Source organism: Mesorhizobium sp. M4B.F.Ca.ET.203.01.1.1 (assembly GCF_004791025.1).
Classification (GTDB): Bacteria; Pseudomonadota; Alphaproteobacteria; order Rhizobiales; family Rhizobiaceae; genus Mesorhizobium; species Mesorhizobium abyssinicae.
Genome location: NZ_SRUO01000011.1, coordinates 99,384 through 122,584 on the forward strand (window position 1 = coordinate 99,384; position 23,201 = coordinate 122,584).

At 65.2% G+C, this 23,201-nt stretch carries 24 protein-coding genes; 12 read left to right on the forward strand and 12 right to left on the reverse strand.

What is annotated here, in order from left to right; all coding sequences use genetic code 11:
- Position 1 precedes the first annotated feature (1 nt).
- The 3 genes from EN846_RS22410 to EN846_RS22420 all read right to left on the reverse strand — a co-directional run bounded on the left by EN846_RS22410 (position 2) and on the right by EN846_RS22420 (position 2,299).
- The gene (locus EN846_RS22410; RefSeq protein ID WP_127287158.1) at positions 2-652 is read right to left on the reverse strand and encodes an amino acid ABC transporter permease; all 651 of its coding nucleotides are present in this window, start codon (positions 650-652) and stop codon (positions 2-4) included.
- A 1-nt stretch (position 653) separates the two neighbouring features.
- Positions 654-1,319, reverse strand: a complete 666-nt coding sequence (locus EN846_RS22415; protein ID WP_126057930.1) for an amino acid ABC transporter permease — start codon at positions 1,317-1,319, stop codon at positions 654-656.
- 98 nt (positions 1,320-1,417) lie between these two features.
- Entirely contained in the window at positions 1,418-2,299 is an 882-nt protein-coding gene (locus EN846_RS22420; RefSeq protein WP_127391567.1) for a transporter substrate-binding domain-containing protein, read from the reverse strand.
- 129 nt (positions 2,300-2,428) lie between these two features.
- Here EN846_RS22420 and EN846_RS22425 point away from each other — a divergent pair, with 129 nt between their 5' ends.
- Positions 2,429-3,229, forward strand: coding sequence for an IclR family transcriptional regulator (locus EN846_RS22425; RefSeq protein WP_127391568.1), 801 nt, complete (start codon positions 2,429-2,431; stop codon positions 3,227-3,229).
- Between the two features lie 30 nt (positions 3,230-3,259).
- On the opposite strand, the gene EN846_RS22430 is transcribed toward EN846_RS22425, so the two are convergent.
- Positions 3,260-3,463, reverse strand: coding sequence for a YdcH family protein (locus tag EN846_RS22430; protein ID WP_126057933.1), 204 nt, complete (start codon positions 3,461-3,463; stop codon positions 3,260-3,262).
- A 242-nt stretch (positions 3,464-3,705) separates the two neighbouring features.
- On the opposite strand from EN846_RS22430, the gene EN846_RS22435 reads away from it, so the two are divergent.
- The 3 genes from EN846_RS22435 to EN846_RS22445 all read left to right on the forward strand — a co-directional run bounded on the left by EN846_RS22435 (position 3,706) and on the right by EN846_RS22445 (position 6,329).
- Entirely contained in the window at positions 3,706-3,885 is a 180-nt protein-coding gene (locus EN846_RS22435; RefSeq protein WP_006203778.1) for a YdcH family protein, read from the forward strand.
- Between the two features lie 333 nt (positions 3,886-4,218).
- Positions 4,219-5,469, forward strand: a complete 1,251-nt coding sequence (ispG, locus tag EN846_RS22440) for a flavodoxin-dependent (E)-4-hydroxy-3-methylbut-2-enyl-diphosphate synthase (RefSeq protein ID WP_127391569.1) — start codon at positions 4,219-4,221, stop codon at positions 5,467-5,469.
- 5 nt (positions 5,470-5,474) lie between these two features.
- Positions 5,475-6,329: a lytic transglycosylase domain-containing protein gene (locus EN846_RS22445; protein ID WP_127391570.1), complete on the forward strand. Its 855-nt coding sequence runs from the start codon at positions 5,475-5,477 to the stop codon at positions 6,327-6,329.
- A gap of 79 nt (positions 6,330-6,408) precedes the next feature.
- Here EN846_RS22445 and EN846_RS22450 read toward each other — a convergent pair whose 3' ends face one another.
- Positions 6,409-8,745 carry a response regulator gene (locus EN846_RS22450; RefSeq protein ID WP_127391571.1) on the reverse strand — a complete coding sequence of 779 codons (2,337 nt, stop codon included), beginning with the start codon at positions 8,743-8,745 and terminating at the stop codon, positions 6,409-6,411.
- 108 nt (positions 8,746-8,853) lie between these two features.
- Between EN846_RS22450 and EN846_RS22455 the strand changes: the two genes are divergently transcribed.
- Both EN846_RS22455 and EN846_RS22460 read left to right on the forward strand, forming a co-directional pair.
- Entirely contained in the window at positions 8,854-9,177 is a 324-nt protein-coding gene (locus EN846_RS22455) for a hypothetical protein (protein WP_127391572.1), read from the forward strand.
- Positions 9,174-9,380 (forward strand): hypothetical protein, encoded by a 207-nt coding sequence (locus EN846_RS22460; protein WP_127391573.1) that lies wholly within the window; start codon positions 9,174-9,176, stop codon positions 9,378-9,380. Before EN846_RS22455 ends, EN846_RS22460 begins: the two co-directional genes overlap by 4 nt.
- 6 nt (positions 9,381-9,386) lie before the next feature.
- On the opposite strand, the gene EN846_RS22465 is transcribed toward EN846_RS22460, so the two are convergent.
- A complete protein-coding gene (locus EN846_RS22465) occupies positions 9,387-10,403 on the reverse strand; it encodes a zinc-dependent alcohol dehydrogenase family protein (RefSeq protein ID WP_127391574.1) in 1,017 nt (338 codons plus the stop codon).
- 25 nt (positions 10,404-10,428) lie between these two features.
- On the reverse strand, positions 10,429-10,824 hold the full coding sequence (locus EN846_RS22470; RefSeq protein WP_127391575.1) for a cupin domain-containing protein: 396 nt from the start codon (positions 10,822-10,824) through the stop codon (positions 10,429-10,431).
- Between the two features lie 205 nt (positions 10,825-11,029).
- Here EN846_RS22470 and EN846_RS22475 point away from each other — a divergent pair, with 205 nt between their 5' ends.
- The 3 genes from EN846_RS22475 (at position 11,030) to EN846_RS22485 (ending at position 16,315) form a co-directional block, all read left to right on the forward strand.
- Complete coding sequence (locus EN846_RS22475) at positions 11,030-11,923, forward strand: LysR family transcriptional regulator (protein WP_127283435.1); 894 nt, start codon at positions 11,030-11,032, stop codon at positions 11,921-11,923.
- Between the two features lie 410 nt (positions 11,924-12,333).
- Positions 12,334-15,969 (forward strand): chemotaxis protein CheB, encoded by a 3,636-nt coding sequence (locus EN846_RS22480; protein ID WP_127391577.1) that lies wholly within the window; start codon positions 12,334-12,336, stop codon positions 15,967-15,969.
- Complete coding sequence (locus tag EN846_RS22485) at positions 15,929-16,315, forward strand: response regulator (RefSeq protein WP_127391578.1); 387 nt, start codon at positions 15,929-15,931, stop codon at positions 16,313-16,315. Before EN846_RS22480 ends, EN846_RS22485 begins: the two co-directional genes overlap by 41 nt.
- A 42-nt stretch (positions 16,316-16,357) precedes the next feature.
- On the opposite strand, the gene EN846_RS22490 is transcribed toward EN846_RS22485, so the two are convergent.
- Genes EN846_RS22490 through EN846_RS22505 form a run of 4 tightly spaced genes read right to left on the reverse strand, consistent with a single transcriptional unit; the run spans position 16,358 to position 18,834 of the window.
- Positions 16,358-16,699: a hypothetical protein gene (locus tag EN846_RS22490; protein ID WP_127391579.1), complete on the reverse strand. Its 342-nt coding sequence runs from the start codon at positions 16,697-16,699 to the stop codon at positions 16,358-16,360.
- Entirely contained in the window at positions 16,696-17,577 is an 882-nt protein-coding gene (locus EN846_RS22495) for an NAD(P)-dependent oxidoreductase (protein ID WP_127391580.1), read from the reverse strand. Before EN846_RS22495 ends, EN846_RS22490 begins: the two co-directional genes overlap by 4 nt.
- Positions 17,574-18,065 (reverse strand): gluconokinase, encoded by a 492-nt coding sequence (locus EN846_RS22500; RefSeq protein ID WP_245493435.1) that lies wholly within the window; start codon positions 18,063-18,065, stop codon positions 17,574-17,576. The genes EN846_RS22495 and EN846_RS22500 overlap by 4 nt, the downstream gene beginning before the upstream one ends.
- A gap of 13 nt (positions 18,066-18,078) precedes the next feature.
- Entirely contained in the window at positions 18,079-18,834 is a 756-nt protein-coding gene (locus EN846_RS22505) for an SDR family oxidoreductase (protein ID WP_127283429.1), read from the reverse strand.
- Positions 18,835-18,911: 77 nt separating this feature from the next.
- On the opposite strand from EN846_RS22505, the gene EN846_RS22510 reads away from it, so the two are divergent.
- From EN846_RS22510 to EN846_RS22520, 3 genes are all read left to right on the forward strand, one after another.
- Positions 18,912-19,859, forward strand: coding sequence for a 2-hydroxyacid dehydrogenase (locus EN846_RS22510; protein WP_127393359.1), 948 nt, complete (start codon positions 18,912-18,914; stop codon positions 19,857-19,859).
- 67 nt (positions 19,860-19,926) lie between these two features.
- Positions 19,927-20,961, forward strand: a complete 1,035-nt coding sequence (locus tag EN846_RS22515; protein ID WP_127393360.1) for an L-idonate 5-dehydrogenase — start codon at positions 19,927-19,929, stop codon at positions 20,959-20,961.
- A 48-nt stretch (positions 20,962-21,009) separates the two neighbouring features.
- Positions 21,010-22,029, forward strand: coding sequence for a LacI family DNA-binding transcriptional regulator (locus EN846_RS22520; protein WP_189379715.1), 1,020 nt, complete (start codon positions 21,010-21,012; stop codon positions 22,027-22,029).
- A gap of 68 nt (positions 22,030-22,097) precedes the next feature.
- On the opposite strand, the gene EN846_RS22525 is transcribed toward EN846_RS22520, so the two are convergent.
- Complete coding sequence (locus EN846_RS22525) at positions 22,098-23,195, reverse strand: substrate-binding domain-containing protein (RefSeq protein ID WP_127393361.1); 1,098 nt, start codon at positions 23,193-23,195, stop codon at positions 22,098-22,100.
- Positions 23,196-23,201 lie beyond the last annotated feature (6 nt).

Below are 23,201 nucleotides of genomic sequence, written 5' to 3' on the forward strand. Positions count from 1 at the left end.
GCTATTCCCGAATGAAGGAGAAGCGTCGCTCCAGCCGACGGCTGGCCAGCGAAAGCGCGTAATTGACGGCGAAGTAGACCAGCGCGCCGAGGATATAGAGCGGCATCGCCTCGTAGGTGCGGCCGATGACCTGGTTGATCGCCTGCATCAGGTCGGTGATGCCGAGCAGCGAGACCAGCGCGCTGCCCTTGACCGCGTCGGTGACGCCATTGATCCAGGGCGGCAGGAAGCGCCTGAAGGCCTGCGGAAAGATGACGTAGGTCAGCCGCTGGCGAAAGGTCAGCCCGATCGCCATCGCTGCTTCGGACTGGCCCTTGGGGATCGAGCCGACGGCGCCGCGCACATACTCGACCACCTGCGCCGTCTTGAACAGCGTCAGCGCCAGCACCGCGGCCCAGAAGGACTGCAGATGAAGCCCGACCGCCGGCATGCCGTAATAGACGAAGAACATCAGCACCAGGATCGGGATGCCACGGATGGTGTCGCTGAAGATGCGCACCGCCCAGCGCAGTGGGGCGGGGCCATAGACCAGGCCGACGCCCAACAGGACACCGGCGATGAGCGAAAGCACCACGACCAGCAGCGACACCCACAGGGTGATGGCGAAGCCTTGGGCGAGGAACGGGACGGCGTAGAGGATCTGGCTCAACATGTCAGCGCGCCGCCCTGAACCGGCGCTCGACGAGCCTGAGCGCGAAAAGCAGCGCATAGCCGGTGACCAGGTACATCGCGGTGGTGACCAGGTAGACCTCGACGATGCGGAAGGTGTTGAAGTTGATCCACTGCGCGCCGTAGGTGAGTTCGGGCACCGAGATGACCGAGGCGATCGAGGTGTCCTTGAACAACGAGATGAAGGTGTTGGAGAGCGCCGGCAGCGTGATGCGCAGCATCGTCGGCAGGCGCACATGGAGCAGCCGCTGCCAGGGCGTGAGGCCGATCGCCTTGCCGGCATCCAACTGGCCGCGCGGCACGGCCTCGAGGCCGGAGCGGAACACCTCGACCAGATAGGCGCCGCTATAGACCGACAGCGTGAGCACGAACGAGGTCGGCGCGCTGTAGGCGATGTCGATCACCGTCGGCAGGCCGTAGAAGACCAGATAGACGAGCAGGATCAGCGGTACGTTGCGGATGAACTCGACATAGGCGGCGATGATTGCCCGCACCGTGCGTCCGGCCGAAACGTACCAGACCGCCAGCACCAGCCCGATGACGATGCCGATGGCGATCGAGATCACGGCAAGCTCGAGGCTGAGCAGCAGCCCGCCCCAGAGCTTGTCGAAATGGCGCCAGATCAGGTTGAAGTTGAGCGCGTAGCCCATTTGCTGCAGCCCTCAAGACTTCCGCCGCGGCGCGAACAGGTCGCGCCGCGCTGGAAGAGAATGGAAGGGCGCGCCAGGCGCCCTTTCTGCGAACGGCATCAGATGACCGGGAAGCCCGGATGACGCGCCGGCGGCTCCAGCCCGAAATAGTCCTTAAACGCCGCGTCGTAGAGCGCGGTTTCGTGGCCGAACATGGCGATGGTGAAGGTCTGGTTGACGTAGGTCAGCCAGTCGAGATCGCCTTGCCGGAGTGCCGCGCCGTAGAGCATCGAGTACCAGCTCTTGCCGGCGTCGAAATATTTGTCGGGATTGCGCGAGGCGAGCCAGCGCACCGTGGAAAGATCGACGGCGGCGGCGTCGACGCGCTTGGATTCCAGCGCCTGCAGCACATTGGCCTGGGTGTCGATCTGCATCACCTGAGCATCTGGCAGGGCGAAATGGACCGAGGTCTCGGCATCGACGTTCTGCAGGATGGAAATGCGGGTCGCCGAGCCGGCGGCGAGCAGCTTGTCGAAGGTCTTGTTCTCGGCCGAAGGAAGCGTCAGCAGGGCGACGCCTTCGACGTAGTAGGGCCGCGAGAAGTTGATCAGCTGCGAGCGCTGCGCCGTCATGGTCATGAACTGGATTGTGATGTCGACCTTGTTGGTGGTCACGTTGGGAATGCGCTGCGCCGGGTCCTGCATGACGAACTCGACCTTGGTCGGGTCGTCGAACAGGCCCTTGGCCAGGATCCGGCCCATGGTGATGTCCATGCCGACAAGCTCGCCGGCATCGTTCTCGAAGTGCCAGGGCGCGTTGGTGCTGCCGGTGCCGACGATCAGCTTGCCGCGATCGAGCACGGTGCGCAGCAGGCTGTCGGGCGCCGCCTGAGCCGCCGCCTTCTTGGCGTCGACCGTTGCGGCCGCGGCTACCACGCCGGCCGTTGCCAACCCCGCCATTCCCAGTTTCAGAAAATCACGTCTTTTGGATGTGTCGTTCACGGCGACCTCCTTTCGTGTTGTGTTCCCCAGTGGACGAGCGATACACGCGTCGGTGATCGACAAGGCGATTGTCTCTTACAAGAGACGCGTGTATCCTGTACAAGACAATACTAACACCAGGAATCGACAATGCAAGATGGCGAAACTCTCGCGGAGTGGCAGACCGGAACGGACGAAGAGAAGCCCGCGAACTCACGCGAGAAGGGCCTCAACCGGGTGCTGCACATTCTGGACTTCCTGCACGCCACCCAGCGCGCGATCGGCATAGGCGAGCTGGCCAAGGGGGTGAATGCGCCGCGATCGACGACCTACACGCTGGTGCGCGAGCTGGTCGACGCCGGGCTGCTGGAGCTGGCCGGCGACGGCAACCGGGTCTATTTCGGCAAGAAGCTCTACCTCTATGGAATGGCCTACATGCGCGGCAACGACATGCTGCGGCGCGGGCGGCAGGAGGTCGACACGCTTTCGCACGAGACCGGCGAGACGTCCGAATTGTGCATGCTGCAGAGCGGCCGCTACACGATCATCCATTCCAGTCCCGGCACGAGGCCGTTCCGCATCAGCTCGGCCACCGGCCTGCAGATACCGCTCCCCTGGACCGCTTCCGGCAGGCTGCTGCTTGCGGGCTTCGACCGGGACCGGATCGAAGCCATGGTATCCGAGGCCGACCTCATCCTGCCGGATGGCCGCAAGCTCAAGCTCGACGATTTCATCGACGACATCGGCAAGGCGCGGGCCACCGGCTATTGCGTGACCTCCGGGCTCGTCGACGCCTACACCAAGTGCCTGGCAGCGCCGGTTTTTTCGGCGCCGGGCAAGGTCGAGGCAACGATGTGCCTTGTCGTTCCGATAGACACATCCGAGGAGCGGACAGCCGAACTCATCGCTCTGCTGCGCGAGCGCGCGGCACGGCTGTCGATCGCGGCGTGAGCCTATCGGGCTGGGACGCCCGGTCGCGCGTCAGGCGATGATGTCGGGGATGATGCGGTCTTCCAGCGCCATCAGCCGGTCCTTGAGGAAGAGTTTCTTCTTCTTCATGCGCTGAATCTGCAGGGGGTCGCAGCCGGTGGCGATCATCGCATTGATGGCGGCGTCGAAATCGGCGTGTTCCTGCTTCAGGCGGGAAAATTCGAGCCGGATCTCGGCCTGTTCCTGTTCGGACATTCTCTACCGTCTGCACGTCTGCGGCGCCCAAGAGATGGGCCTGATTGGGCGGGGCCGGTGGGATTTTGCAACCGGCGGGCCGCTCATATCACATTTCACATTGTCGTGGAATGCTACCACGCGGCATTCGACATCGAGATCGGTTGGTGGCAGAGTGTCATCGTGCTGTCACAGATGCGGACTGGCGGTGGGCGCATTTTGGCGGCTGCAATCGAGGAAAATCATGAAAGGGAGAACCAATCATGTCTCTTGCATCCCATCTTGATGAGTTGCAGCGGAAACACGGTGACATCGAGCGCGAGATCACCGATGCGATGAACCATCCGTCGGTCGACGACCTCGAAATCGTGAATCTCAAGCGGCGCAAGCTGGCAATCAAGGACGAGATTGAAAAGCTGAAGGCGAAACCGACGACGCACTGACGCTCCTTTAACAAAGCCGCGCCGCCTTCGGTGCGATCATCTCTCCGGTGGCAGCCTGTCGCCGGAGATGTTTCCTTCTTTAGCCCAATAAAGGTTCCCACGGCTTCAGGCATGCGGATCGCGTGCCTCGGGTGCCGTATATCGGACCGTTCTCGCCATTCATCTCGGCATGCGGGTGGCCGGCAGTCGGCCAACGCGGTGCGCGACGGCCGCATCGCCGCCCCGCCAATTTGCCGCTTCCGCTTGGACGTTGCCATTGACAAGCCATCTTTGCTCCTCCACCTCATGCCCGGACCCTTGAGCACGCTTTGCTCTGAGCAAAAGGCAGCCGGCATGACCGGATATTTTTCCTCTCCCTTCCCGCGCCGGACATCGGTCGGCGTTTCCGTCGGCGGCGTGGTCGTCGGTGGCGGCGCGCCGGTCGTCGTGCAGTCGATGACCAACACCGACACCGCCGACATCGACCAGACCGTCGCCCAGGTCGCGGCGCTGCACCGCGCCGGCTCCGAGATCGTGCGCATCACCGTCGATCGCGACGAAAGTGCCGCCGCCGTGCCGGCCATCCGCGACCGGCTGGCGCGGCTCGGCATCAATGTGCCGCTGGTCGGCGATTTCCACTATATCGGCCACAAGCTGCTCGCCGATCATCCCGCCTGCGCCGAGGCGCTGGCCAAATACCGCATCAATCCCGGCAATGTCGGCTTCAAAGACAAGAAGGACAGGCAGTTCGCGGCGATCGTCGAAATGGCGATCAAATACGACAAGCCGGTGCGCATCGGCGTCAACTGGGGCTCGCTCGACCAGGAGCTGCTGACGCGACTGATGGACGAGAACCAGACCCGGGGCTTTCCGCTGACCGCGCAGGAGGTGACGCGCGAGGCGATCGTGCAGTCGGCGATCCTGTCGGCCGAAATGGCCGAGGAGATCGGCCTTGGCCGCGACAAGATCATCCTGTCGGCCAAGGTCAGCGGCGTGCAGGACCTGATCGCCGTCTACGCCGAGCTTGCCACCCGCTCCAACCATGCGCTGCATCTCGGCCTGACCGAGGCCGGCATGGGCACCAAGGGCATCGTTGCCTCGTCCGCCGCCATGGGCATCCTTCTGCAGCAAGGCATCGGCGACACCATCCGCATCTCGCTGACGCCGGAGCCGAACGGCGACCGCACCCGCGAGGTGCAGGTGTCGCAGGAACTGCTGCAGACGATGGGCTTTCGCCAGTTCGTGCCGATCGTCGCGGCCTGCCCCGGCTGCGGCCGCACGACGTCCACCGTATTCCAGGAACTGGCCCAGAACATTCAGGCCGACCTGCGCAAGAACATGCCGGTGTGGCGCGAAAAGTATCCCGGCGTGGAAAACCTCAAGGTCGCGGTGATGGGCTGCATCGTCAACGGTCCGGGCGAATCCAAGCATGCCGATATCGGCATTTCGCTGCCCGGCACCGGCGAGACGCCGACGGCGCCGATATTCGTCGACGGCAAGAAGGCGGCGACCTTGCGCGGCCCGTCGATCGCCCAGGATTTCGAGAAGATGGTCGCCGACTATATCGAGCAGCGCTACGGACGCGGCAAGGCAGCGGCAGAGTAGATCCGATGCGGCGTTTCCTCAGGGCGACGCTGATCCTGTTGTGCGGGGCAGGCTGGGTGACCATCGCTCAAGCCGATCCGCCGCCGTCGGCCAAGCAGCGACTCATCGGCAAGGTCTGCAATCTGATCGAGGCGCATGCCGTCGGCAACGGCCTGCCCAAGGACTTCTTCGCCCGGCTGATCTGGAAGGAAAGCCGCTTCGATCCCAATGCGGTGAGCCCCGTCGGCGCCGAGGGCATTGCCCAGTTCATGCCGGGCACGGCCAAGATGCGGGGACTGGCCAACCCCTTCGACATCGAGCAGGCGATTCCCGCCTCCGCGAAATACCTCGCCGAGATGAAGGTCAGCTATGGCAATCTCGGCCTTGCGGCCGCCGCCTACAATGCCGGCGAGAACCGTGTGTCGCGCTGGCTCGGCTCCGGCGGTTTCCTGCCGATGGAGACCGAGAGCTATGTCTTCGACGTCATGGGCGAGCCGGTCGACAAATTCTCGGATGGTTCCTATGCCGGCAATATCGAGCCGCTCGACGCCAAGGCAAGCTTCGCCGTCGCCTGCCGCAAGCTGCCGGTGATCATGTCGCAGACCGTTGCCATGGCCTCGATCAACGTGAAGCCCTGGGGCGTGCAGGTGGCCGGCAATTTCCGCCGCAGCGCCGCGGTCGGCCAATGGCTTAGGGTCAGGAGCCGTTTCCCGGCCCTGCTTTCCAACCACGATCCGGTGGTCAGCCGGGTGCGTACGCCGATCGGCCGGCGCGGCATCTACGCGGTCCGGATCGGCGCCGACAGCCGGGGCGAGGCGAATGGCATCTGCCAGAAACTGCACGGCGTCGGCGGCGCCTGCCTGGTGGTGCGCAACCGATAGCCGGCCTTCAAAGAAGATATGAGACGCTAGCGGGAAGGAATTCGACGGGCGATCGTTGCGACCAGTTCCTCAACGGCGATCACGCCGTCTTCACCGCCACCGTCTCGCTGAGCCAGGTGCCGATCTTGCTGCCGAGGCGGTCGGGCGAGATCGGCTTCGGCAGATAGTCGTCCATGCCGGCCTCGATGCACTTTTCGCGGTCGCCCTTCAGCGCGTGCGCGGTGACGCCGATGATCGGCGTGTGGTTGCCGCTCTGCCGTTCGATCTGGCGGATGGCGCCGGTCGCCTCGTAGCCGTTCATCTCGGGCATGGAGACATCCATCAGGATCAGCCTTGGCCGCAGCGCCTTGTACATCTCGACGGCCGTGCGGCCATTGCCGGCGATGCGGTAGCTGAGGCCGAGACCGTTGAGGATCTGGCCGAAGACCAGCTGGTTCACGTCATTGTCCTCGGCGATCAGGATGTCGATCGGGCCGTTCGCGGCGGCAGCCGGTTCCGGTGCGGCGGGCGCCGGCATGGCCGGACCGCGGATGACGGTGAAGGCGGGTGCGGGCGCTGCTTGCGGGGCGACCGCCTCGCGGACGAAGCGTGCCTTGCCGACCTGCGAGCGCGCCTTCTGGATGACCGAGATGACGGTGCCGAGCAGGACGGCCGAGCGCGCCGGCTTGGTCAGATGCGCGGCAATGCCGAAATCGATGACCATCTTGCCGAAATCGACCTGGTCGACCGAGGTCAGGATGACCACCGGGATTGCGGACATGCGGCTGTCGGCGGCAATCGCCTTGGCGACGTCGGCGCCGTTCATGCCCGGCATTTGATAGTCGAGGATGATGCAGTCTACGGCGGCGCCGAGCTGGCTGGCGCGATCGAGGAAGGCAAGGCCGACGGCGCCGCTTTCGGCGGCGGCGCAGTCGAAGCTCCAGCTTCGCAACTGCTCCAGCAGAATCTCGCGGTTGACCGGGTTGTCGTCGATGACCAGCACGCGGGCGCCGGTGACGTCGACCGGCACGATCTCGTCGCGCGAGTCCTGGCTGTGCGCCGGCAGCGGCACGGCGAACCAGAACACCGAGCCGCGTCCGATCTCGCTCTCGACGCCGATCTTGCCGCCCATCAGGTCGACAAGGCGGGCGGCGATCGCCAGGCCGAGGCCGGTGCCCTCATGACGGCGCGTCGAGGAGCCGTCGACCTGCGCGAACTTCTCGAACACGTTCTGCAGCTTCTCGGCCGGAATGCCGATGCCAGTGTCCTCGACACGCACCTTGAGCTGGACGACGCCGTCCGTCACCTCGCCGCCGACATCGACCAGCACGTGGCCCTTCTCGGTGAACTTCACCGCGTTGCCGACCAGGTTGGTGACGATCTGGCGGAAGCGCCCGGCATCGCCGACGACGAAGGACGGCAGGCGCGGATCGACACGGACGATGAGCTCGATGTTCTTCTCGGCGACCCGCGCCGACACCAGCGTGGCCACATCCTCGACCGCTTCCGCCAGGCGGAAGGGCGCCGGGTCGAGCATCATCTGCCCGGCATTGATCTTGGAGAAGTCGAGGATGTCGTTGATGATGGTGAGTAGCGCGTTGCCGGATTTGACGATGACGTCGGTGAAGGTCTTCTGGCGCGTCGTCAGTTCGGTCTTGGCCAGAAGCTCGGCCATGCCGAGCACGCCGTTCATCGGCGTGCGGATCTCGTGGCTCATATTGGCCAGGAATTCCGACTTGGCGCGGTCGGCCGCCTCGGCCTTGAACAGCGAGGCGGCGGTCTCGGCGAAGGCGCGGCGGATCGCCTTTTCCATCGGCCTGAAGACCCAGAAGGCGACGATGGCGAGCACGGCGAACAACAGCCCGCTCGCCCACAGAAGCAGCCTGTCGCTGGCGGCGTCGGCCAGATGGCGCTCATTGTCCATCGCGGTGCGGACGCGAACCAGCATCGGCTGGGCAAACAGGTCGTTCTGGTTGCGGATCTCGCGGTAGCTCCATTCATCGACCTTCTGCGCCACCGACATCAGATTGAAGTTGCGCACCATGTCGCGTGCCGACCAGAACAGGTCGCCGTTGACGGACGTGGAATCGAGGTCGTTGAGGGTGCTCTTCGACAGGCGCGGTCTGATGGCGGCTAGCTGGGCGGTCAAGGCCTCGATCTCGCCGGAGAGCCGCTCGGAATGGCCGCGCGCCGACGCCACCAGCCCATCGCGCGTCTCGGCGCGCCAGGCGGTGCCGGTGGTCTCGGCGAAATTGGTGGCGTTGCGCAGATCGCGGCCGAAAATGACCAGATTGCTGCTCAGCGCGTCCACGTTGTGACGGAAAGAATTGACCCGGTTGAGCGCGAACATGACCGCGGTGGAGGCCAGCGCGAAAATCAGCAATCCCGAGAGATAACGGACCCGGATCGACCGGATGAAGGAAGAATATTCCGGCATGCGCAACCCCAACACATACGCATAATTTTAATTGTCGGGATTACGCTTGATTTACATTAAGATTTCGTTCGCGCGGCAGTCGCCGCGCAGTTTGCTGAGGACGTCAAAATGCGGGCATTGCGCTTTTCGGCGATCGGCTTCGCTTCTGTGCTGCTGTCGACCTTCGCCTGGTGGGTCGCCGCCCCAAGTGGCGCGGCGGCAGCCACGACCACGAACCTCCATGAATTGTGCCGACAGGTGAAGAACGACGACACGATCCGCCCCTATTCGCACGATCTCTACGACGGCACGGCCAAGGCTTTCAAAAAGCTGTTTCCGGACGCCAAAGCCGCGCCGCAGGAGTCCGAATTGCAGGCACAGGCCAGCTATCGCTGCATGAACGGCAAGGTGCTGGTCTGCTTCGTCGGCGCCACCTGCCTTGCGCCAGGATGAACGCCGCGCGCGACAATCCCGGCGCGGATGGATTCTGCAACGCCAACCCGAATGACGACGTCGTGCCGGCCTTCGCGACCGGCCACGACGCCGTCTATTCCTACAAATGCCGGAACGGCAAGGCGGAGGTCACCGGCAATCCGTGGCAGCTCGACAAGCGCGGTTTTGCCGCCAAGCTGTGGACCGTGCTTCCCGGCAACTGAAGCCGGCTAAACGGAAAGCATCACCTTGATCGCGCGGCGCTCGTCCATGGCGCGGTAGCCTTCGGCGACGTCCGCCAGCGGGAGCTGCAGGTCGAAGACCTTGCCGGGCTTGATCCTGCCCTTGAGCACGCGATCCATCAGGTCGGGCAGGAAGCGGCGGACCGGCGCCGGGCCGCCGAGCATGCGCTTCTGGCCGAAGAACAGGCGCTGTCCGTCCAGGGAAACGTCATGCGGCACGCCGACATAGCCGATGGTGCCGCCGGGTCGCGAGACGGCCAACGCCTGGTCGAAGGATTCGGCCGTGCCGACGCATTCCAGCACCGAGTCGGCGCCGACGCCTCTGGTAAGGTCCTTGATGCGCGCCACGCCTTCCTCGCCGCGCTCGGCCACGATGTCGGTGGCGCCGAACTCGCGTGCGAGTCTCTGGCGGCTTGCGTGGCGGCTCATGGCGATGATGCGCTCCGCGCCCATCTCCCTCGCCGCAAGAACGCCCATCAGGCCGACGGCGCCGTCACCGACCACGACCACGGTCGATCCTTGCCGCACCTCGGCCGCGTCGGCCGCATACCAGCCGGTGCCGAGCACGTCCGAGACGGCCAAGAGGTCAGGCACCAGTTCGGCCGGTGGAACCTCCGCGGTAGCCACCAGCGTGCCGTCGGCCTGCGCCACGCGGGCGTAAGGCGCTTGCGCGCCCGACATGAACTCGCGCTGCACGCAGGAAGACTGGAAGCCGAAGCGGCAATGCGGGCAGGTGTTGTCGGAGAGGCAGAACGAGCCGACGACGAACTGGCCGGGGCGGACGTTACGCACCTCTGCGCCGACCTCGACGACGATGCCGCAATATTCGTGGCCCATGTGCATCGGGCCGTCCACCGGCTGCAGCCCGCGATAGGGCCACAGATCCGAACCGCAGATGCAACTCGCCGACAGCTTGATAATGGCGTCCGTCGGGTGAAGGATTTTCGGATCGGCGACCTCCTCGCAGCGGATGTCGCCGGGCTTGTGGAGAACGGTTGCGAGCATTTTTCTTCCTTTCGTTCGATCGGGATCAGGCGCCGTAATCGGCGTCGCTGACATGTTCCAGCCAGTCCACGGTCTTGCCGTCCCTGGGCTCCTGGACCGCGATGTGGACCATCGCGGTGTTGGGCGACGCGCCGTGCCAGTGTTTTTCGTCGGGCGCGAACCAGACGACATCGCCCGGCCGGATCTCTTCGACCGGACCGCCTTCGCGCTGCACACGGCCGAAGCCGGAGACGACGATCAGCGTCTGTCCCAGCGGATGCGTGTGCCATGCGGTGCGGGCGCCCGGCTCGAAGGTCACCTGAGCGCCCTGCACCCGCGCGGCATCGAAGGGATTGAAGAGCGAATCGATACGGACCGTGCCGGTGAACCAGTCCGAGGGGCCGTTGGCGGAGGGTCTCGTGCCGGCGCGAATAATGTCCATGGTGATCTCTCGTCTGATGCGTTCAATGTGGGCGGCCGCAGGGCGGTTGAGGGATCTTCGACCCAGTCGGCCGAGCCCGACCGGCGCGCCGGAGAGCCTCCTGCGCCGACTTGCGGGGAACATATTGCGGTCGACCTCGTTCGAATAGGCGATATAATCCGCATGGACTTATCGAGATCTGATATAAATCTGGTACAAGGAAGCGATGCAGCGCGACGGCATGAAGGATCTGCTCTGGTTCGTGGCGGTTGCGCGCGAGCGCAGCTTCACCAGGGCGGCGGCGAAGCTCGGAACCTCGCAGTCGACGCTCAGCCACACGATCAAGGAGCTGGAAGCGCGGCTGGGTGTTCGGCTGCTGACGCGCACGACGCGAAGCGTCGCGCCGACCGATGCGGGCGAGCGGCTCTACCAGTCGCTCGTGCCGCGTTTCGAAGAGATCGAAGCTGACCTCGCAAGCCTGGTGGCCTTTCGCGACAAGCCGTCGGGAACGGTCCGCATCACGCTCTCCGACCATGCGCTGCAGTCGACCGTCTGGCCAAAGCTCGAGCCGATGCTGCGCGACTATCCCGACCTCAATGTCGAGCTCTATAGCGACAACGGCATGCGCAACATCGTCGAGGAGCGCTTCGATGCCGGCGTGCGGCTCGGCGAGAGCATCGACAAGGACATGATCGCGGTGCGGATCGGCCCGGACTGGCGGCTGGTGGCCGTCGCCTCGCCAGACTATTTCGCTCGCCGCCCGGTGCCCAGGACGCCGCAGGATCTGGTCGCGCACGACTGCATCAACCTGCGGCTGACGACGTTCGGGGGCCTCTATACGTGGGAATTCGCCAAGGACGGCCGCGACCTCAGGGTCCGGGTGGAGGGCCAACTCACCTTCAACTCGACCATCCCGATGGTCGACGCCGCGATCAGCGGCTCAGGCATCGCCTATGTGCCGGAAAGCCTTGTCAGCCGCCACATCGCCGAGGGACGGCTGACGCTGGTGCTCGGCGACTGGAGCCCGCCCTTCGCCGGCTATCATCTCTACTATCCGAGTCGGCGGCAGCTCTCGCCGGCATTGGCGGTGATCGTCGAGGCGCTGCGGCACCGGAGCTGAGGGGCAGGAGCGCTTGTTGGCCAAATCAGCCGCTGCCCGCCGTCGATGGTCTCGCCGGTCATGAACTCGCGCGGTCGACCCTTTCGGGTCATTGCCGCTCAGATCCGCGAGCGCACTTCGCCAGGGGACAGGCCGGCGAGGGTCTCCGCCGGTCAGCCGTCGCGGGTCGCCATCAATGCAGAGGCGATCCGCCAAGGTGCGCGCGTTTCGGGACTGGCTGTTAGCGAGATAGCGCCGTAGCGGGAGCGGGGCCGCGGCGATCGGCAGGATATCCGGCCGGAATTGTCGCATATGTCTCGGGCCGCGCTTTTGTTTGCGATTGCACCGCATCCGTGCAAGATTCACACCATGCCGGGAACGCAGACGGTCCCCGCTGGGTGATCCCCGGCCATGCATTTTTGACGGGCGACATGGCCAAAGAACCAAGCAAGAAGCCAGGCAGTTCGGGAAGCGGCACGCGGGCAAACCGAACGCACGCCGCCGAGGAAGACGGCATTGAACGCCGCCCGAACGACGCGATTCCCGTCGTCGGGATCGGCGCCTCGGCAGGCGGCATCGAGGCGCTGGGCAGCTTCTTCGATGCCATGTCGGCCGACAGTGGTTGCGCCTTCGTCGTGGTGCTGCATCTCGACCCAAAGCGCGAAAGCGAGATGGCCCGGATTTTGAGCGGCCGCACCAGGATGCCGGTGGTGCAGGTCGAGGACGGCATGGCGATCGCCCCCGACCATGTCTATGTGATCGCCCCCGATACCGACCTCAAACTGGTGAAGGGCGGTTTGAAGGTATCGAAGCCGTCGCAGCCTCGCGGCCAGCGGCATCCGGTCGATGTCTTGTTTGCCTCGATCGCCACCGAGCAGCGCGAGCGTTCGGTGGCGATCGTGCTTTCCGGCACCGGCAGCAATGGCACGGAAGGATTGAAGGAGATCCGGGCCGAAGGCGGCATGAGCCTGGTCCAGGCGCCGGAGACGGCCAAGTTCGACGGCATGCCACGCAGCGCGATCGCCGCCGGCCTTGCCGACCACGTGCTGGCCCCGGAAAAGATGCCGGCGACGCTGCTCGCCTATGTCCATCATGGCTATGTCTCCGCCCCGGCCGAGGTCGAGCCGGTCGTCCCGAGGGGCGAAGCAACGATCGAGGACGTTCTGGAGATCCTGCGCGCCCGCGACGGACACGATTTCAGCAGCTACAAGCGCAACACGCTCAGGCGGCGCGTCCATCGTCGCATGGGACTGCGGAACATCGAGAAACTTGCCGATTACCTCGACGACCTGCGAACCAGTTCGGAAGAGGTGACCATGGTGGTCGCCGATCTGATGATCAGCGTCACCGGCTTCTTCCGCGACGCCGAGGCATGGAAGGCGCTGGGCGAGCTGGTGATCGCGCCTCTCGTAGCTGAGCGGGCGAGTGGCGAGTCGGTGCGTGTCTGGGTGCCCGCCTGCGCTACGGGCGAGGAAGCCTATTCGGTAGCCATGCTGATTGCCGAGCATGCGGAAGCCGCCGGCAAGCGCTTCGACCTGAAGGTGTTCGCCACGGACGCCCAGGAAGGCAATTTGCGCAAGGCGCGCGACGGCATCTACCCGACGGCGGCGCTGGCGGGTTTTCCGCCAGAGCGGGTCCGCCGCTTCTTCGAAAGGCTCGAAGGGTCCTTTCAGGTCAGCAAGGACCTTCGCGACATGGTGGTGTTCGCCGCGCAGAACCTGCTGCGCGATCCGCCGTTCTCGCGATTGGACATCATTTCGTGCCGCAATTTCCTGATTTACCTGGAACCGGAGGCGCAGCAACGCGTCCTCGGCCAGTTTCATTTCGCCTTGCGTCCCGATGGGCACCTGTTTCTCGGCAATGCCGAGACAATCGGGCGGCATGACGATCTGTTCGAAACAGTTTCGAAGAAGTGGCGGATATACCGCCGGCTCGGGCCTACGCGGCACGACCTCATCGACTATCGGCTGCCGCGCGGAGCGATCGGAACCGGCGCAGGGGCCGCCGCGCCGCCGCCCATGCCAGCGGAAAATGCCTCCGCACCTGTCGTCGACATTGCGCGCCGCGCCTTGCTGGAACGCTACGCTCCGGCCTCGGTGCTGATCGACCAGAAGGGGCGTGTCGTCTACTTCCACGGAACGACGCGCGACTATCTGGAACAGCCATCCGGGGAGCCGACCAGGGACATTCTGGCCATGGCGCGGGACGGGCTGGCGATCAACCTTCGCAGCGCGATACGCGACGCCTTGAAGAGCGACAAGAGCGTCACCGTCCAGGGCCGCCTGCACAGGAGCGGGTCGACGGATGTCGCCATGACAGTGGTGCCGCTGGCGGCTCAACCGCATGGCGGCAGATTCGCCCTGGTGAGCTTCGAGCCGGCTGCGCCAGCTGGCGAGTCCAGGCAGCCGCCCGTTCGCGAAGATGCCAGCGAAACATCCTCCGGCGAGCGCGCGCTCCAGGAGGAGCTGGTTTCGATGCGCGCCGAGTTGCGCAACACCATCGAACATCTGGAGACCGCCAACGAGGAATTGAAGGCCTCGAACGAGGAAGCGACCTCGATGAACGAGGAGCTTCAGTCCACCAACGAAGAACTGGAAACCTCCAAGGAGGAGCTGCAGTCCTTCAACGAGGAACTGAACACCGTCAACAGCCAGCTCCAGCACAAGATCGCGGAGCTGGAGCGCAGTTCGAACGACCTCAACAATCTGCTGGCAGGGTCGGAGACGGCGACGTTGTTCCTCGACAACAAGCTGGCGATCAACTGGTTCGCGCCGGCGACAAAGGAACTTTTCGATCTGGTGACATCGGACGTCGGCCGGCCGATCGCCCACTTCGCCCGGAAATTCTCCGACGACAAGCTTTTGTCGGACGCCGAGACGGTGCTGAGGAAACTCACCACCATCGAGGCCGAGGTCCCGAGCGATGCGGGGCGCTGGTATCTGCGGCGCATGCTTCCCTACCGGACGCGCGACAATCACATCGCCGGCGTCGTGATCACCTTCAACGACATCACCGAACGCAGGGCAGCCGCCGAGGCGGTCAACGAGGCGAGGATCTATGCCGAGGCGATCGTCGGCACGGTGCGGCAGCCCTTGCTGGTCCTGAACGCCGAACTTCACGTCCAGTCGGCCAATGCGGCTTTCTATGAGCTGTTCAGGGTTGCGGCGAAGGACACCCTAGGCAGCCTGCTGTACGGTCTCGGCAATGGACAATGGGACATCCCCGCGCTGCGAACGCTTCTCGACGAGGTGCTGTCGAAAAATCAGGAGGTGACTGACTACGAGGTAGAGCATGAATTTCGCGATATCGGGCGGCGCTCCATGCTGCTCAATGCCCGCAAACTGTCCCAGGCAGCCGGACGCGAGGAGCTTATCCTGCTCGCCATCGAGGACATTACCGAGCGCAGGCAGTCGGAAAGACATCGCAAAACGCTCATGTCCGAACTCAACCACCGCGTCAAAAATACGCTGGCGGTGGTCCAGTCCATCGCTTCCCAGACCCTCGGCCACGCCTCGACGCTGGACGAAGCGCGGGAAGCGTTCGGCGCGCGGCTCATCAATCTCGCAAACGCGCAGAACATCTTGACGCGCGAAAACTGGCAGAGCGCGGATCTCGGCGACATCGTCTCCGATACGGTCAAGCCGCATGCGGGCGGAGAAAACCGCTTCCGGATCGAAGGTCCCCCCGTCCGGCTGGCGCCAGGCGCGGCGCTTGCAGTCTCCATGGCACTGCACGAACTCACCACCAACGCCGCCAAGTACGGCGCATTGTCGTCCGAGGAAGGCGATGTCGTGATCGTGTGGCAGGTAGAAGGCGAGAATGCCGATCGCCGGCTCGTCCTGCATTGGCAAGAGAGCGGCGGCCCTCCGGTTGCCAAACCGAAGAACAAGGGCTTCGGTTCGCGCCTGATAGAACGCGCCCTGGCGTCGGAACTCGGCGGCGAAGTGCGCGTTGACTACGCGTCGACTGGAATTGTGTGTACAATGATTGCCCCGCTACCCGCCGGGCAGATGCTTGGAGCACAGGGTGACCGGGCAGGCGAAACGGGTTCTGATTCTCGAGGATGAATTCCTCGTCGCCATGCTTTTGGAAGATCTTCTGCTCGAAATGGGACACCAGGTGGTAGGATCGCTTGCCCAGGTGGGCGAGGCCATGACGTTCGCCGACCAGGCGGATATCGACCTGGCCATCCTCGACATAAACCTCGCCGGCACAAAGTCGTTTCCCGTGGCTGAAGTCCTGCGTCGGCGCGGCATCCCGTTCGTGTTCGCCACCGGCTACGGCTCCGACGGACTGACGGGCGATTTCGAAAACGAACTCACGCTCCAGAAGCCATACGACCCTGACGAGCTGATGCGGACGATCGAGGAAGCGTCAGCGCGGGCCGGACACCGGCAACACATCGAACCCTAGGGCCGTTCACCGTTTCACGGAAACGGCCGGCCAGTTGCCAGGTCAATCGCCCGCCAGGGGAAACTCATTGGCGATAGTGACATGGTGGTGGATGCGGCCCTCGAAATATCGCGACAGCACCGCTTCGGTCGCGGCGCGCGATTCGGCGCGGGCGGGGCTGGCGAGGGCCGCGTCGACCGCCGCCATGTCGCGGTAGTTGATCGCCAGGATCATCGGGTATTCCGGCGCGCCGTCGTCGCGCTTCTCGGCGAAGGAGACGCGGACATCGAGCGCGCCCGGGAAGGCTTTCCATTTGGGCAGGACGGTCTCGATCACGTCCCTGCGGAACGCTTCCGTCTGGCCGTCCTTCACCTTGCCTTCGAACAGTGCGTAGCGCGTGATCATTTGCCGTCCTCTTTGCGTTGGAAGAATTCCATCAGTGCGGCCTGGTCCTCGCCGCCCAGTCCGGCGGCGGTCAGCAGCCGGTGCACCTCGGCGCAGAGCGCCGTCAGCGGCATCGCCGTATGCGTGCGCCGCGCCAAGTCCTGGGCGGCGTTGAGGTCTTTGACCATGTTGTCGATGCGGCCGGTGCGGCGGTAGTCGCGGGTGGCGAAGCGCGGCAGGTATTCCTGCAGGATGGCGCTGTCGGCGCGACCGCCCTTGAGCGCTTGCGGGATCTTGAGCGCATCCACGCCGGCGTCGAGCGCCAGCCGGGTCGCCTCCGCCACAGCCATGAAATTCAGCGCGCACAGCACCTGGTTGATGAGCTTGGTCGTCTGGCCGGCGCCGGCTGGGCCCATATGCGTGTAATTGGCAGCGACGTCGCGCAGCACGGTATGGGCATCCGCGACATCCTTCTCCTCGCCGCCGGCCATCAGCGTCAATGCGCCGATCAGCGCCTTCGGCGCACCGCCGGAGAGTGGGCTGTCGACCCAGCGCAGACCTCTATCGCTGGCGTCGGCGGCGAGCTGGCGCGTCGCGTCGGGATCGATTGACGACATGTCGATGATCAGCGTGCCGGGCTTCGCGCCGGCGGCCACACCGGCATCGCCGAACACGGCGCGGCGCACGATCGCCGCTGAATTGAGGCTGAGGATGACGTAGTCGGCGGCGCCGGCAGCCTCGGCCGCGCTCGCCATCGCGGTCGCGCCCTTGGCGACCAGCACTTCCACCTTGGTCTTGTCGAGGTCGAACACGGCGAGGCGATTGCCGGTGGCGAGCAGGCGCTCGCCGATCGCTCCACCCATGGCGCCGGCGCCAATCAGTGCCACTTTGTTGGTCATGTCGGTCCTCCCGCGAACCTGGCTGCTATGTCGGCGACGATCTCATCGAGCTCCGCGTCGATTGTCACCGCGATCGCATTCTCGTCCTTGCCCGGCACCTCCAACGTCGCGAACTGGCTGTCGAGCAGGCTGGTGGGCATGAAGTGGCCGGTACGCTCATGCATGCGCTGCGAGATCAGCGCGCGCGACCCGTCGAGATAGATGAACAGCACCGGCGCGCCCGCCTGCTCGGTGATGAAATCGCGATAGGCGCGTTTCAGCGCCGAGCAGCCGACAATGACCGGCGTGGGCCGTTGCCGCAGCGTTGCGCCGACCTTGGCCAACCAGGGCCACCTGTCGGCATCGTCGAGCGGAATGCCGGCGCTCATCTTGGCGATGTTGGCCTGCGGGTGCAGCTTGTCGCCATCCACATATGTCGCCGAGATCGCATCGGCGAGCGCCTCGCCGACCGTCGTCTTGCCGGAACCGGTGACGCCCATGACCACCATGCGCGGTGGGGGATCAGATCGAAGCCGTGATGCCGCCATCGACATAGAGAATGTGTCCGTTGACAAAGGATGACGCCTCGGAGGCCAGGAAGACGCAGGCGCCGACCAGTTCCTCGACCTTGCCCCAGCGGCCGGCCGGCGTGCGTTTTTCGAGCCAGGCGCTGAATGCCGGGTCGGCGACGAGGGCTGCATTGAGCGGCGTGTCGAAATAGCCGGGCGCAATGGCATTGCATTGCAACCCGTGCTTGGCCCAGTCGGTCGCCATGCCCTTGGTCAAATTGCCGACCGCGCCCTTGGTCGCGGTGTAGGGCGCGATGCCGGGGCGGGCGAGCGCGGTCTGGACGCTGGCGATGTTGATGATCTTGCCGCGGCCGCGCCCGATCATGTGCCGCGCCACGGCCTGGCCGACATGGAAGACGCTGGCGACATTGGTCTGCAGCAGGCGCTCGAAGGCGTCGGCGGGAAAGTCCTCGAGCGGCGTGCGGAACTGCATGCCGGCATTGTTGACCAGGATGTCGATCGACCCGCCGGCAAGCTCGAAAGCGTCGATGGCGGCACGGACCGCATCATGGTCGGTCGCGTCGAAGGCGAGCGTCGCGGCGCCCGGAATGTCCGCTGCCGCGGCACGCAGCTTAGCTTCGTCGCGGCCATTGAGGACCACTTTGGCGCCAGCTTCGGCGAGGCCCTTGGCCAAGGCAAAGCCGATGCCTTGCGACGAGCCGGTTACGAGCGCGGTGCGCCCGCTGAGATCGAACAGTTTGGACGACATTTTCCTGATTGCCTCTCGTCGCTGAGCGTCTTATGTTATCGATAACATCATCTGTCAAGTCAAGTGGAGCGAATACGATGCAGCGGCCTCACATCCTTCAGGTTGGACCCTATCCCGCATGGGACGAGGAGCCGCTCAACGAAGCCTTCACGGTGCACCGCTATTTCGCGGCCGACGACAAGCCGGCCTTTCTCGCCGAGGTCGGACCGCTCGTGCGCGGCATTGCCACGCGCGGCGAGCTTGGCGCCAACCGCGCCATGATCGAGGCCTGCCCGTCGCTCGAACTCGTTTCCGTCTATGGCGTCGGTTTCGACGCGGTCGATCTCGTGGCCTGCCGGGAGCGCGGCGTGCGCGTCACCAACACGCCGGACGTGCTGACCAATGACGTCGCCGATCTCGGCATCGCCATGATGCTGTGCCTGTCGCGCGGCATGATCGGCGCGGAGCGCTGGGTGCGCGACGGCAGCTGGGCGGCGAAGGGGCTCTATCCGCTCAAGCGCCGGGTCTGGGGACGGCGGGCCGGCGTGCTCGGCCTCGGCCGCATCGGCTATGAGGTGGCCAAGCGCCTTGCCGGCTTCGGCATGGAGATCGCCTACAGCGACGTGGCGCCAAAGGACTTTGCCGCCGATTGGGAGTTCCTCGCCGATCCCGTCGCGCTGGCCAGGCGTTCGGACTTCCTGTTCGTGACGCTTGCCGCTTCCGCCGCGACGCGCCACATCGTGAACAGCGAGGTGATCGCGGCGCTCGGCGAGGAAGGCATGCTGATCAACATCTCGCGCGCCTCCAACATCGACGAGGACGCGCTGCTCGACGCGCTCGAGAAGAAGGGGCTCGGCTCGGCCGCGCTCGACGTCTTCGAAGGCGAGCCGAAGCTCAATCCACGCTTCCTGGAGCTCGACAACGTGCTTTTGCAGCCGCACCATGCCTCGGGCACGGTCGAAACGCGCAAGGCGATGGGCAGACTGGTGCGCGACAACCTCGCCGCTCATTTCGCCGGCCAGCCACTCATCTCGCCGGTGCTTTAGCTTACGCAATCCCGGACGGAAAACCGTCATCCACTTTTCCTGGTATTGCTCGAGGAGTTCGCCCACCATGAAGTCGATCGTCATCCACGCCGCCAAGGACCTGCGCATCGAGGACCGTCCCGTCGAGGAGCCGGGACCGGGCCAGGTGCTGTTGCGTCTTGCCGCCGGCGGTATCTGCGGCAGCGACCTGCACTACTACAATCATGGCGGCTTCGGAACGGTGCGTCTGAAGGAGCCGATGATCCTCGGCCACGAGGTCTCCGGCGTGATCGAGAAGCTTGGTCCCGGCGTCAGCGGGCTGGAGCCTGGCCAACTGGTCGCTGTCTCGCCGTCGCGGCCCTGCTACAGCTGCCGCTACTGCCGCGAGGGGATGCACAACCAGTGCCTCAACATGCGATTCTACGGCAGCGCCATGCCGTTCCCGCACATCCAGGGCGCGTTCCGCGAAATGCTGGTGGCCGACGCGCCGCAATGCGTGCCGGCCGACGGCTTGAGCGCCGGCGAAGCGGCGATGGCCGAACCGCTGGCGGTCTGCCTCCACGCCACGCGCCGGGCCGGCGAGATGCTGGGCAAGCGCGTGCTGGTGACCGGCTGCGGGCCGATCGGCCTGTTGTCGATCCTCAGTGCCCGGCGCGCGGGCGCGGCCGAGATCGTCGCCGTCGACCTCGCCGATTTCACCCTGTCGATGGCGCTGCGCGCCGGCGCCGACAAAGCGATCAACACGCGGACAGATCCGGAGGGGCTGGCGCCCTATCTCGCCGACAAGGGGACGTTCGACATCCTCTACGAATGCTCGGGCGCGGCGGCGGCGCTGGCGCAAGGCATCGCGGCGACGCGTCCGCGCGGCACGATCGTGCAGCTCGGCCTCGGCGGCGCCGAGATGGCGCTGCCGATGTCGACGGTCACCGCCAAGGAACTGTCGATCAACGGCTCGTTCCGCTTCCATCCGGAATTCGCCGTCGGCGTCGGCCTGATGCGCAAGAGGCTGATCGACGTCAAGCCGCTGATCACCCACACGGTGGCCTTCGACGAGGCGCTTGCCGGCTTCGAGCTTGCCAACGACCGAAGCCGGGCGATGAAGGTCCAGATCGCCTTTGCATAAGCGTCGGCGGCGCGTTGCATTCCGTTGTGATATCGATAACGTACGGCCATGCAGTCCTCGCCCAAACGCCCGACCATGGCCGATGTCGCGCATCGCGCCAACGTCTCGACGATGACCGTCTCGCGCGCCTTCAAGCGCGACGCCTCGGTCAGCGCCGACACGCGAGACCGCATCCTGCAGGCGGCCGAAGAGCTCGGCTATGTCTTCGACAGCATCGCCGCCAACCTTTCCTCGCGGCGCTCCGGCTTCGTCGCGGTGACGATACCATCGATCAACAATGCCAACTTCGCCGACACGGTGCGCGGCATGACCGAGGGCCTGCGCGACAGCGGGCTGGAAATCCTGCTCGGCTTCACCGACTACAATGTCCAGGAGGAAGAGCGCCTGGTCGGGCAGTTGCTGCAGCGGCGGCCGGAAGCGATCATCGTCACCGGCGGCAGGCACACGCCGCGCTGCCGCAAGATGCTGGCCAATGCCGGCGTGCCGGTGGTGGAGACCTGGGATCTGCCGAGCGATCCGATCGGCCACGTCGTCGGCTTCTCCAACGCCGAGGCCGGGCGGCTGATGGTCGATCATCTCGTCGCGCGCGGTTATTCGCGGCTCGGCTTCATCGGCGGCGACACTTCGCGCGACACGCGCGGCCTCGACCGCCGGCGCGGCTTCGTGGCGGCGCTGCAGGACCGCGGCCTCGACGCCTCGCGCGTCATCGCCTCCGGCGTGCCGCCGATCTCGATGCGCGAGGGCGCTGCCGCCATGGTCGAGATGATCTCGCGCTGGCCGGACACCCAGGCGGTGATGTGCGTGTCGGACCTTTCCGCCTTCGGCGCGCTGATGGAATGCCTGCGGCGCGGCATCCGCGTTCCCGACGACGTCGCAATCGCCGGCTTCGGCGCCTATGACCTTGCCGAGCAGTCGGTGCCGTCGATCACCACGATCGACGTCGGCGCGCATGAGATCGGCATCCGCGTCGCGGAACTGGTGCTTGACCTGCTCAATGGGCGGCGGGAACCCGACGACCGGGTCGTGGTCGGCACGACGCCCAAGGTGATCGCACGCCACACGGCTTGATTGGAAAGAGCAACGGCCGGCGGGATCCCGCCGGCCGTTGGCTTTTCCGACAGAGATGCTGGCGAAGCTTATTTGCCCCAGATCTTCTTGTATTCGTCGCGGTAGCCGTTGCCGGGGTCGAAGCGGTTGTCCGGACCGCCGTCGAACTCGACATTGTCCGAGGTCACCACATGCAGCGGCGAGATGTAACCCGACCATTTCTCGCCGGCCATGGCGCGGTTGAGCTCGTCCACCAGCTGCCAGCCCTGCAGGTTCAGCGGCTCGGCCACCGTCACCTTCTGGAACTGGCTGGAGCGGATGCGCTGATAGGCCGATTCCGAGCCATCGCCGGCCGCGACGTTGATCGGCGCGTCGGTGCCCGACTTGCCTGCGGCCGCCAGCGACGGACCCATGAAGTCGAAATAGAGATCGTTGATGGCCAGCGAATGGGTCCAGGCGTCGCCGTATTTCTGCAGCAGCGAGGTGGTGAGCTGCGGCATGCGCTGCGAGGTCTCGGCGATCGGCGTGTCGACATATTCGAGCACCTTGCCGCCGAGATCCTCGATCTCCTTCTTCATCCGATCCGCCTTGGCAATGGCGATCTGGTAGGTGGAATCGGTGAAGATGATGACGCCGGGCTTGCCCTTGGCGTCGACGAAGGCCCAGTCGGCGGCCGCCTTCGACACTTCCATCGGATCGGTCGAGACGTTGGCGATGATGCCGAGGTCGTCGATCGGGCCTACCGTCGGTGCCGCGTGCCATGCCGCCATCGGGATCTTGGCCGCCTTGGCCTGCTCCATCGCCGGCTTCTGCTCGACGGCGTCAAAGCCGTTGATGATGATGCCGTCCGGGTTGAGCGCCAGCGCCTGGCCGAAGGCGGCGGTGCGGCCGCCGATGGAGCCGGCGCCGTCAAGCGTCTTGACCGTCCAGCCGAGCGCCGCCGCAGCCTCTTCGACGCCCTTGGTGACGCCGAGAATGCCGCCGTTCTTCATGTCGGCGCCGAGCACGACGATGGTCTTGCCCGCGGCCCCCTTCGGCCCCGACGTCGGTCCGTCCCATTTCTCGACCTTGCTGGCGTATTTGTCGACGACCGCCTTGGCGTCGGCCATCGGATCGGCGAGCGCGGTCGAGGCGATGCCGAGCGCCAGGCAGGCGACGCCAAGCTGAAGGACTGTTCTGCGATGCATATTGTT

What these genes read in the sequence shown, in the direction of transcription:
- EN846_RS22500 (WP_245493435.1), bottom strand. Translation starts at nt 18,065, where the DNA reads ATGGTGGTCATGGGCGTCACCGGTTCCGGCAAGACGACGGTCGGCGAG.
- EN846_RS22410 (WP_127287158.1), bottom strand. Translation starts at nt 652, where the DNA reads ATGTTGAGCCAGATCCTCTACGCCGTCCCGTTCCTCGCCCAAGGCTTC.
- EN846_RS22525 (WP_127393361.1), bottom strand. Translation starts at nt 23,195, where the DNA reads ATGCATCGCAGAACAGTCCTTCAGCTTGGCGTCGCCTGCCTGGCGCTC.
- EN846_RS22475 (WP_127283435.1), top strand. Translation starts at nt 11,030, where the DNA reads ATGCAGCGCGACGGCATGAAGGATCTGCTCTGGTTCGTGGCGGTTGCG.
- EN846_RS22435 (WP_006203778.1), top strand. Translation starts at nt 3,706, where the DNA reads ATGTCTCTTGCATCCCATCTTGATGAGTTGCAGCGGAAACACGGTGAC.
- EN846_RS22470 (WP_127391575.1), bottom strand. Translation starts at nt 10,824, where the DNA reads ATGGACATTATTCGCGCCGGCACGAGACCCTCCGCCAACGGCCCCTCG.
- EN846_RS22460 (WP_127391573.1), top strand. Translation starts at nt 9,174, where the DNA reads ATGAACGCCGCGCGCGACAATCCCGGCGCGGATGGATTCTGCAACGCC.
- EN846_RS22520 (WP_189379715.1), top strand. Translation starts at nt 21,010, where the DNA reads ATGCAGTCCTCGCCCAAACGCCCGACCATGGCCGATGTCGCGCATCGC.
- EN846_RS22490 (WP_127391579.1), bottom strand. Translation starts at nt 16,699, where the DNA reads ATGATCACGCGCTACGCACTGTTCGAAGGCAAGGTGAAGGACGGCCAG.
- EN846_RS22480 (WP_127391577.1), top strand. Translation starts at nt 12,334, where the DNA reads ATGGCCAAAGAACCAAGCAAGAAGCCAGGCAGTTCGGGAAGCGGCACG.
- EN846_RS22430 (WP_126057933.1), bottom strand. Translation starts at nt 3,463, where the DNA reads ATGTCCGAACAGGAACAGGCCGAGATCCGGCTCGAATTTTCCCGCCTG.
- EN846_RS22445 (WP_127391570.1), top strand. Translation starts at nt 5,475, where the DNA reads ATGCGGCGTTTCCTCAGGGCGACGCTGATCCTGTTGTGCGGGGCAGGC.
- EN846_RS22425 (WP_127391568.1), top strand. Translation starts at nt 2,429, where the DNA reads ATGCAAGATGGCGAAACTCTCGCGGAGTGGCAGACCGGAACGGACGAA.
- EN846_RS22455 (WP_127391572.1), top strand. Translation starts at nt 8,854, where the DNA reads ATGCGGGCATTGCGCTTTTCGGCGATCGGCTTCGCTTCTGTGCTGCTG.
- ispG (WP_127391569.1), top strand. Translation starts at nt 4,219, where the DNA reads ATGACCGGATATTTTTCCTCTCCCTTCCCGCGCCGGACATCGGTCGGC.
- EN846_RS22415 (WP_126057930.1), bottom strand. Translation starts at nt 1,319, where the DNA reads ATGGGCTACGCGCTCAACTTCAACCTGATCTGGCGCCATTTCGACAAG.
- EN846_RS22465 (WP_127391574.1), bottom strand. Translation starts at nt 10,403, where the DNA reads ATGCTCGCAACCGTTCTCCACAAGCCCGGCGACATCCGCTGCGAGGAG.
- EN846_RS22505 (WP_127283429.1), bottom strand. Translation starts at nt 18,834, where the DNA reads ATGTCGTCCAAACTGTTCGATCTCAGCGGGCGCACCGCGCTCGTAACC.
- EN846_RS22510 (WP_127393359.1), top strand. Translation starts at nt 18,912, where the DNA reads ATGCAGCGGCCTCACATCCTTCAGGTTGGACCCTATCCCGCATGGGAC.
- EN846_RS22515 (WP_127393360.1), top strand. Translation starts at nt 19,927, where the DNA reads ATGAAGTCGATCGTCATCCACGCCGCCAAGGACCTGCGCATCGAGGAC.
- EN846_RS22495 (WP_127391580.1), bottom strand. Translation starts at nt 17,577, where the DNA reads ATGACCAACAAAGTGGCACTGATTGGCGCCGGCGCCATGGGTGGAGCG.
- EN846_RS22450 (WP_127391571.1), bottom strand. Translation starts at nt 8,745, where the DNA reads ATGCCGGAATATTCTTCCTTCATCCGGTCGATCCGGGTCCGTTATCTC.